The organism is Streptomyces sp. P17 (genome assembly GCF_032436805.1).
Taxonomy (GTDB): Bacteria; Actinomycetota; Actinomycetes; order Streptomycetales; family Streptomycetaceae; genus Streptomyces.
The window spans coordinates 18,499-27,826 of record NZ_JAVRBF010000080.1 but is presented as its reverse complement, the minus strand read 5'-3'; the positions used below and the strand labels follow the sequence as shown (position 1 = coordinate 27,826).

6 protein-coding genes are annotated in these 9,328 nt (G+C 69.9%); 1 reads left to right on the top strand and 5 read right to left on the bottom strand.

From position 1 onward, the window contains the following. Both RMT89_RS35545 and RMT89_RS35540 read right to left on the bottom strand, forming a co-directional pair. A partial coding sequence (locus RMT89_RS35545) for a maltotransferase domain-containing protein (RefSeq protein WP_315887884.1) occupies positions 1-257 on the bottom strand: 257 nt, incomplete at its 3' end. 237 nt (positions 258-494) lie between these two features. Beyond that, the gene (locus RMT89_RS35540) at positions 495-1,697 is read right to left on the bottom strand and encodes a S8 family peptidase (RefSeq protein ID WP_315887883.1); all 1,203 of its coding nucleotides are present in this window, start codon (positions 1,695-1,697) and stop codon (positions 495-497) included. A 340-nt stretch (positions 1,698-2,037) separates the two neighbouring features. Between RMT89_RS35540 and RMT89_RS35535 the strand changes: the two genes are divergently transcribed. Next, positions 2,038-4,656 carry a glycosyltransferase family 1 protein gene (locus RMT89_RS35535; protein ID WP_315887882.1) on the top strand — a complete coding sequence of 873 codons (2,619 nt, stop codon included), beginning with the start codon at positions 2,038-2,040 and terminating at the stop codon, positions 4,654-4,656. 18 nt (positions 4,657-4,674) lie between these two features. Here RMT89_RS35535 and RMT89_RS35530 read toward each other — a convergent pair whose 3' ends face one another. From RMT89_RS35530 to RMT89_RS35520, 3 genes are all read right to left on the bottom strand, one after another. After that, positions 4,675-5,181, bottom strand: a complete 507-nt coding sequence (locus RMT89_RS35530) for a DUF1990 domain-containing protein (protein ID WP_315887881.1) — start codon at positions 5,179-5,181, stop codon at positions 4,675-4,677. A gap of 69 nt (positions 5,182-5,250) precedes the next feature. Beyond that, the gene (locus RMT89_RS35525) at positions 5,251-6,891 is read right to left on the bottom strand and encodes a M4 family metallopeptidase (RefSeq protein ID WP_315887880.1); all 1,641 of its coding nucleotides are present in this window, start codon (positions 6,889-6,891) and stop codon (positions 5,251-5,253) included. Between the two features lie 205 nt (positions 6,892-7,096). Continuing rightward, positions 7,097-9,145: a M4 family metallopeptidase gene (locus tag RMT89_RS35520; protein ID WP_315887879.1), complete on the bottom strand. Its 2,049-nt coding sequence runs from the start codon at positions 9,143-9,145 to the stop codon at positions 7,097-7,099. Between the last annotated feature and the right edge of the window lie 183 nt (positions 9,146-9,328).

Genomic DNA, 9,328 nt, shown 5'->3' with positions numbered 1-9,328 from the left:
TTGGCGGCCACGGCGTCGTGACCCTCGCGGAACACGGTCGCCGAGACCTCGAACGTCTCGCCGGTCACCGCCTTCGCCGGCCTGCGACCGCGCTGCACGAACGGACGGACATCGAGGACTGGTATGCGCCCGACACCGGGAGCGCCGTCCGTGGAGGGTGGCTCTGCGGCGGGCGGTCCGGCGGTGGCCGGGCGGCGTACGGGAGGTGCTTCGGGCTTGCGCGTCGGGGGTGCTGACGAGTGGTGCGTGGCGGGCATGACCGCTCCTGTCCGCGTCAACGTGGGTGGGCGGATGGCTGTGGGGAGGTGGGTCCTGCGGGATGCTGCTGTGGCGTGCCTGTGAGGTGTACCGCAGGAGCCTTCCCACCCTATTCGGGTGGGCAATCCGGCACTTTGCTAACTACTCACGCGTATGTCAGCACACAAGACCGGCCCCGTCCGTGACGGACGGGGCCGATCCTTCCGTATCGCCCTCAACGGGCCGCGAACAGACCGCTACGAGCCAGGTACCTGAAGCAGTTTGTTCGGTGAGCCGAGCCCGCGGCCGGAGACCTTTCCGCTCGCCGCCTTGGCCACCAGCGCCTTGGACACCTGTGCGGGGGTGGCCTTGCGGTGGTCGGCCAGATAGAGCGCGGCAGCGCCCGCCGCGTGCGGCGCCGCCATCGACGTACCCGAGTAGGTCGCGCCGGCGCTGTCGCCCGCGTACGACGTCGAGGTGATCGCCACGCCCGGGGCGAACAGGTCGAGGGCCGGGCCGGAGTTCGAGAAGCTCGCCCTCGCGTCCTTGCGGTCGGTGGCGCCGACCGTGATGGCCGAACTCACACTGGCCGGCGAATACAGGCCGGCCGGGAGACCGTCGTTGCCCGCGGCGACCGTGTAGGTGACGCCGGAGGCGATGGAGTTGCGTACGGCGGCATTCAGCTGGGCGTTGTACGTGCCGCCCAGGCTGACGTTGGCGACCGCCGGCTTCCTGGCGTTTCTGGTGACCCAGTCGATTCCCGCGATGACCTGGGCCGTGGTGCCGGCGCCCGCGTTGTCGAGGACCCGGACGGAGACCACCTTCGTCTTCTTGGCGACGCCGTACGTGGAGCCGGCGACCGTGCCCGCGACATGCGTGCCGTGGCCGTTGCCGTCGCCCGCCGTCCTGTCGCCCCCGACGAAGTCCCAGCCGTAGCTCGCGCGGCCGCCGAAGTCCTTGTGCGAGATGCGGATGCCGGTGTCGATCACGTACACCGTCACCCCGGCACCCGCGGACTCCGGCCAGGAGTAGCTGTTGTTGAGAGGCAGGTTGCGCTGGTCGATGCGGTCGAGACCCCAGGACGGCGGGTTCTTCTGGGTGTTTTCCAGAGTCACCCGGGTGTCCTGGGCGACCGAGGCGACCCGCGGGTCGGCGGCGAGCTGTTGGGCCTGTCTGTCGCTCGCCCTGATCGCGTAGCCGTTGAGCACCGTGCCGTAGGTGTGGCTGATTTTCGCCCCGTACTGCTCGGCGAGGGCTTGTCCGGCCGCCGACGGAGCCTGTGTTCCCCCCTTGAGTGTCACCAGGTAGCTTCCGCTGACGGAGCCGGGCTGACCGGCGCCGAGTATCCGCCCCTCCGGTGCGGCGTGCGCGGGCGGGCTGATGGCCGAAAGTGCCGCGGTACAGGTCACCGCGGTCAGGCCCTCCGCCCAGCGCAGACGCCGGTTTCGCGTCCGTGCCATGATCCGAGTCCCCTCCTCGACTCGGCGTCCGGAAGCCGCTCACGGCCGGGATGCGGCCGGCGCGGGCCGGAACGCCATGAGCAGCCTCTCGTGACGGATGAAGTCGCCACAAGGACGCCTACAGGGGCGGAATCGGCCATATCGCCGATGGCGGATCCGTGAAGGTTGCGGCTCTTTTCGGACGGAGTGCGCGTGTGGTCCCGGTCGAGTCCCGCTCCAGGATCGATGGAGACGCGGGGACAGGCGCCGTGGTTACGGAGCGCCCACACCGATACCGTGCAGATGATGACAGGACGCACACCGCCGTGCGTCCTCTTCCGCACGCCTGCCGAGGTGGAATGTGAAGGCGATCCGTCGATTCACCGTCCGTCCCGTTCTCCCCGAACCCCTCCGGCCGCTCAGCGACCTGGCGCGCAATCTGCGCTGGTCCTGGCATGCGGAGACCCGCGATCTGTTCCAGTCCGTCGATCCCGAGCACTGGGCCTCCTCGGACGGTGATCCCGTACGGCTCCTGGGCAGTGTGCCGCCCGGCAGGCTGGCCGAGCTGGCCGAGGACCGCCGCTTCCTGCGCCGGCTGACCGCGGTGGCCGACGACCTGGCCGACTATGTCTCCGGTGACCGCTGGTATCAGGGCCAGTCCTCCGAACTCCCCGCCGCCGTCGCCTATTTCTCCCCCGAGTTCGGCATCACCGCCGCCCTGCCGCAGTACTCCGGCGGGCTCGGCATCCTGGCCGGCGACCATCTGAAGGCGGCCAGTGATCTCGGGGTGCCGTTGATCGGAGTGGGGCTGCTGTACCGGCACGGGTACTTCCGGCAGACCCTTTCGAGGGACGGCTGGCAGCAGGAGCACTACCCGGTGCTCGACCCCAACGAACTGCCCGTCGCGCTGCTCAGGGAGTCCGACGGCACCCCCACCCAGGTCTCCCTCGCCCTGCCCGGCGGCCGCTCCCTGCACGCTCGCGTCTGGCTGGCCCAGGTCGGCAGGGTCCCGCTGCTGCTCCTCGACTCCGACGTGGAGGAGAACGACCTCGGCGAACGCGGGGTGACCGACCGGCTCTACGGCGGCGGCAGCGAGCACCGGCTGCTCCAGGAGATGCTGCTCGGTATAGGAGGTGTGCGGGCGGTACGGACGTACTGCCGGCTGACGGGCCATGCGGAGCCCGAGGTCTTCCACACCAACGAGGGGCACGCGGGCTTCCTCGGCCTTGAGCGGATCGCCGAACTCTGCGACACGGGCCTTGACTTCGACTCCGGGCTTGAGGCGGTGCGGGCCGGGACCGTCTTCACGACCCACACCCCGGTCCCCGCGGGCATCGACCGCTTCGACCGTGAGCTGGTCGCCCGCCACTTCGGCCCCGACGCCGAACTCCCGCGCATCGACGTCGAGCGGATCCTCCAGCTCGGCATGGAGACGTACCCGGGAGGCGAGCCGAACCTCTTCAACATGGCGGTGATGGGCCTGCGCCTCGGCCAGCGCGCCAACGGTGTCTCGCTGCTGCACGGGAATGTCAGCCGTGAGATGTTCTCCGGTCTGTGGCCGGGATTCGACGCCGACGAGGTGCCGATCACCTCGGTCACCAACGGCGTCCACGCCCCGACCTGGGTCGCCCCCGAGGTCTTCCGGCTCGGCGCCAAGCAGATCGGCGCCCAGCGCACCGAGGACGCGCTCACCGTCGGCGGCTCGGACCGCTGGGACGCGGTGGCGGACATCCCCGACCAGGAGATCTGGGAGCTGCGCCGGGTGCTGCGTGAGCAGCTGGTGGTGGAGGTGCGCGAGCGACTGCGGGCGTCGTGGCGGCAACGCGGCGCGGGCAGCGCGGAGTTGGGGTGGATCGACGGGGTGCTCGACCCGGACGTCCTCACCATCGGCTTCGCCCGCCGCGTCCCCTCGTACAAGCGTCTGACGCTGATGCTGCGCGACCGTGACCGGCTGATGGATCTGCTGCTGCACCCGGAGCACCCGATCCAGATCGTGGTGGCCGGCAAGGCCCACCCGGCGGACGACGGGGGCAAGCGGCTCATCCAGGACCTGGTGCGGTTCGCGGACGATCCGCGGGTGCGCCACCGGATCGTCTTCCTGCCGGACTACGGCATGGCGATGGCGCAGAAGCTGTACCCCGGCTGCGACATCTGGCTGAACAATCCGCTCCGCCCGCTGGAGGCGTGCGGGACGAGCGGGATGAAGGCCGCCCTGAACGGCTGTCTCAATCTGTCGGTGCTGGACGGCTGGTGGGACGAGTGGTTCCAGCCGGACTTCGGCTGGGCGATCCCCACGGCGGACGGCTCGGAGACGGACGCGGACCGCCGGGACGACATCGAGGCGGCGGCCCTGTACGACCTGCTGGAGCAGCGGGTGACCCCGCGGTTCTACGAGCGCGGCCAGGGCGGGCTGCCCGACCGCTGGATCGAGATGGTCCGCCAGACCCTCACCCTGCTCGGCCCGAAGGTGCTGGCCGGGCGGATGGTCCGGGAGTACGTCGAGCGCCTCTACACGCCGGCCGCGCTCGCCCACCGCTCGATGGACGCGGAGTCCGCGCGGGAACTGGCCACGTGGAAGGCCCGGGTGCGGACCGCCTGGCACCGGGTGACGGTCGACCATGTGGAGACCTCGGTCGCCACGACGACGGCGGAACTGGGCACGACCCTGAGCCTCAGGGTCCGCGTCGGCCTCGGCGACCTCGTCCCCGACGATGTGGAGGTGCAGGCGGTTTCGGGCCGGGTCGACGCCGAGGACCGCATCACGGACGCGGCGACCGTCCCGCTCAAGCCGACGGGCGGCCCCGACCTGGACGGACGGTGGGTGTACGAGGGCCCGCTGTCCCTGGACCGCACGGGTCCGTACGGCTACACGGTACGGATCCTTCCGGCGCACCGGCTGCTGGCGTCGAGCGCGGAGCTGGGTCTTGTGACCGCGCCTTCGCAGGACGTGGTGGAGGGCGCCGGGGTCCTCATGCGCTGAGGCACTGCCGCGGGGGCGTCACTCGCTGTCGCCCCCGCACAGCCTCCGCAGCACCACCCCGCACCGCCGCGCGTACGCGTTCTGCAACCCCCGCGTCGCGGGCCCGCCCGCCCGGGCGTACCACTTCGCGCCCCGGCTGAAGGCGTGCACCGTCAGCCACACCGTGCCGTCGCCCGTCCGGTCCACGACGAACGACTCCTCGCCGCACTCCGGATGCCCGGCCAGCGTGCCGTACGCCCAGCCCGCACGCCGGTGTTCCTCCACCGTCCAGACCACCCGGCACGGTGCCTTGATGACGCCGGCCAGGGTGACCGTGACGTCCACCCCGGGCGCCGCCCGTTCCGCGGAGGCGTCGACGCCGACGCCCATCGCCCGGTGCATGCCCCAGGTCAGCACTGCCTCGGACGCGCTGCGGAAGACCTCGTGGCCCTCTCCGATACGCGTGCGCACATGCAGCGGGTGGAAGCCGGGAGGGCAGAAGTCGGGATCCCGCGTGGCGCCGACATCGTCGTAACTGAAGGACATGGGCCCCAAGCGTAGGGCGGCACCCGGGATTGCCTTCGCCCCGGGTGCCGCCTGCCCACGCCGTGTCGGTCAGCTGACGTTGACCGCCGTCCAGGCCGCGGCGACCGCGTTGTACTCGGTGCTGCCGGAGCCGTACAGGGCCGAGGCCGCGCTCAGGGTCGCGGTGCGGGCGCCCTTGTAGTCGGTGGTCGAGGTCATGTATTCGGTCAGCGCCTTGTACCAGATCTTGACCGCCTTGTCGCGGCCGATGCCGGTGACCGTGGAGCCGTTGTAGGTCGGCGAGTTGTAGCTGACGCCGTTGATCGTCTTGGCGCCGCTGCCCTCCGAGAGGAGGAAGAAGAAGTGGTTGGCGGGACCGGACGAGTAGTGCACGTTCAGCCCCGCCAGCGACGACGACCAGTAGTTCGCCGACGAGCCGTCCTTGCTCGGCTGGTCCATGTGGCGCAGCGGGGTGCCGTCACCGTTGATGTCGATCTTCTCGCCGATGAGGTAGTCGCCGGCGTCCTTGGAGTTGGCCGCGTAGAACTCCACCGCCGTGCCGAAGATGTCCGAGGTCGCCTCGTTCAGACCGCCCGACTCACCCGAGTAGTTGAGCCCGGCCGTGTTGGAGGTGACGCCGTGCGTCATCTCGTGGCCCGCCACGTCCAGGGAGGTCAGCGGCTTGGTGTTGCCCTCGCCGTCGCCGTACGTCATGCAGAAGCAGGAGTCCTGCCAGAACGCGTTGACGTAGGCGTTGCCGTAGTGGACCCGGGAGTAGGCGGCGACGCCGTTGTTCTTGATGCCGTTGCGGCCGAGGACGTTCTTGTAGAAGTCCCAGGTGACCTGGGCGCCGTAGTGGGCGTCCACGGCGGCCGTCTGCGAGGTCGAGGAGCTCGACGCGGCCCCGGTGCCCCAGGTGTCGTCCGCGTCGGTGAACAGGGTGCCCGCCGAAGAGGAGGTGGAGCGCGCCTTGTTGTACGTCTTGTGCGCGCCGCGCGAGGCGTCGTTGAGCTGGTACGTCGAGCCCGACAGCGAGGTGCCGATGGTCACCGTGCCGCTGTACTGGCTGGTGCCGGTGCCGGTCTGGACGGCCTCCCACTCGTACAGCTTCTCGCCGGTCTGCGCGTCGGTGATGACGTGCAGCTCCTGCGGGGTGCCGTCGTTCTGGAACCCGCCGACGACCGTCTCGTACGCCAGCTTCGGGGTGCCGCTCGCGGCCCAGACCACCTTGCGCGGGGCCTTGTCGGCCGCGGACTTGGTGGAGCCCGCCGCCTTGGCGGCCTTCAGGGCCTGCCTCTCGGCGCTCGCCTTGGTGACGTCCGCGGTGAGGTCCGCGACCTTGACGGCGGCCTTGGTCGCCTTGGTGACGCCCTCGGTCTTCCCGGACGGCGTCTCGTGGACGATGAGATCGCCGCCGAGGACGGGCAGCCCTGCGTAGGTGCGCTCGTAGCGCGTGTGGGTCGAGCCGTCGGCGTCCTTGACGACGTCCTTGACGACCAGCTTCTCCTTGGCGCCGAGGCCTATCTCGTCGGCCGTCGTGGGCGCTTCGGCGGCGGCCTGGTTGATCAGGGCGGTGCGGGCGGCGGCGGTGAGCCGCACGGGCGTCGCGTCGGCCGGCTCGGTCTTCGCCGAAGCGCCGGTGCTCAGGCCCGTGGTGAGGAGGGCTCCGGCCGCGATCGCGGTGGCGATGGCCAGGGTGGTGCGCTTGTGACGCGCGTAGCGGGGGGTCACACAAGCTCCTTATGTGGGGGAGGGCTGGGAAGTTGTGCGGCGGGTGAGGGAAGAGTGACACCAGAGGCGCGTACATGTCAGGACCACCAAACGATGTTGGCCGAAAGCCGACTGTCCGGTGAACGTTTCAGAAATGTAAAGCGGGCGCCACCCCGGGGAGTTGAACCACCGGGACGGCGCCCTGTTCACAGGGGAGCGGGACGACCTACGGGAACGTCAGCTTCCAGCTGTTGATGTAGCCGGTGTCGATGGCCGCGTTGTCCTGGACCCTCAGCTGCCAGGTGCCGTTGGCGGCCTCGGAGGAGGCGTTCACGGTGTACGTGGTGTTGAGGTTGTCCGAACTGCCGCCGGTGCCGTAGCCCTTCAGTGTGTACGCCGTCCCGTCGGGGGCAACGAGCTGCACCTGGAGGTCGCCGACGTAGGTGTGGACGATGTCGACCGCCACCGCGAGGTTCGACGGAGCGTTGCCCGTCCGCCCGGAGACGGTGATCGACGAGGTCACCGCGGCGCCGTTGTCCGGGATCGACACATCGGCGGTGTTCTCGAACGACGTACCGCCACCGCCGCCACCGGGCCGCGCGCCGACCGCGACGCCCGCCCAGGCGTTCTGCACGGCCAGGTACTCGGGGCTGGTGGTGCCGTAGAGCTCACCGGCCGCCGCGAGGGTGCCGGTACGGGCGCCCGCGTAGTTGGTGTTGGACGTGAACTTCGTGGTCAGCGCGCGGAACCAGATCTTCTCCGCCTTGTCCCGGCCGATGCCGGTGACCGGAAGGCCGTCCGAGGTGGGCGAGCTGTAGGTGACACCGTTGATGGTCTTGGTGCCGCTTCCCTCGCTCAGCAGGTAGAAGAAGTGGTTCGCGACACCGGACGAGTTGTGCACGCCGATCGAGCCGATGCCGGAGTACCAGCTGTCCTTGGACGCGCCGTCCTTGCTGGGCTGGTCCATGTAGCGCAGCGGGGTGCCGTCGCCGTTGATGTTGATTTTCTCGCCGATGAGGTAGTCACCGGCGTCGGATGGGTTGTTGGCATAGAACTCGACGGTCGAGCCGAAGATGTCGGAGGTCGCCTCGTTCAGACCGCCGGACTCGCCGGAGTAGATGAGGCCCGCGGTGTTGGAGGTGAGCCCGTGGGTCATCTCGTGCGCGGCCACGTCGATCGACGTCAGCGGGTTGGCATTGCCCGATCCGTCGCCGTACGTCATGCAGAAGCAGGAGTCCTGCCAGAACGCGTTGACGTAGTTGTTGCCGTAGTGGACCCGGGAGGAGGCGCCGACACCGTCACCGCGGATACCCGAACGCCCGTGCACGTTCTTGTAGTAGTCCCAGGTCAGCGCGGCACCGTAGTGGGCGTCGGCGGCGGCCGACTCCAGGTTGGACGGGCTGCCGTTGCCCCACACGTCGTCCGGACCGGAGAAGAGGGTGCCGGTGCCGGAGGTGGCGCGGTTGAGGTTGTTCGTCTTGTGGTTGCCGCGCGCGCCGTCGGTGAGGTTGTACGTCGACCCGGACTGCGTGGTGGTGAGCGGGACCGTACCGCTGTAGACCGTGTTGCCGGTGCCGGTCTGGACCGCCTCCCAGTCGTACAGCTTCTCACCCGTGGTGGCGTCGGTGATGACGTGCAGCTCCTGCGGGGTACCGTCGTGCTGGAAGCCGCCGACGACCGTTTCGAACGCCACCTTCGGGGTGCCGCTCGCCGCCCAGATCACCTTGCGGGGCGCACGGTTGACGTCCGCCTTCTTGGCGTCCTCGGCCTCCGCCGCGGCCAGGGCCTGCCGCTCGGCCTTCGCCGCGGATACGGCCGCCTTGGTGGTGGCCGGCTTGATCGCCTTGTTGGTGGCCTTCAGGACGGACGCCGTCGCGTCGGACTTGGTGCTCTTGACGACGAGGTCTCCGCCGAGGACGGGCAGTCCGTCGTAGGTGCGCTCGTAGCGGGTGTGGATGGTGCCGTTGCCGTCCTTGAGGACGTCACGGACGACCAGCTTCTCCTTGGCGCCCAAGCCGAGTTCCTCGGCGGTGTCCGCCTTGGCGGCGTCTGCCGTGCGGATCAGCTCGGCGCGCTGGGCGGGGGTGAGCTTGACCGACTCGGCGCCCGGTATGACCTTGCCCGCGGCCGACGGTGCCTTCTCGGGGGCTGCGGTGGCGGCGCCCGACTGGACGGTCGCGGCGATCAGGGCGGACACACCGACGAGGGCGACTGCTGCGGCCCGGCGGGTGGTGGATCTGTGGGAGGTGCGTCTGTCTGAGGAACTGCTTCTCAAAACTGACTCCTTCTGCGCGGCCGCGGATCGCGCGGCCAGGGGAGACCGTCCGGCGGGTGGGCCGGCCGGGCAGAGCAAGCGGTACGCAGAACGACGTGCGGGAGCGACGGCCGGGCACAGCGGGGGGAACTTATGGGGTTGCTGTGAAGCGGCCGTGGGAAGAGTGGCAGGAGATCACCCCTC

Excerpts from the sequence above, each read along its gene's own strand:
- RMT89_RS35530 (WP_315887881.1), bottom strand. The coding sequence starts at position 5,181 with ATGTCCTTCAGTTACGACGATGTCGGCGCCACGCGGGATCCCGACTTC.
- RMT89_RS35540 (WP_315887883.1), bottom strand. The coding sequence starts at position 1,697 with ATGGCACGGACGCGAAACCGGCGTCTGCGCTGGGCGGAGGGCCTGACC.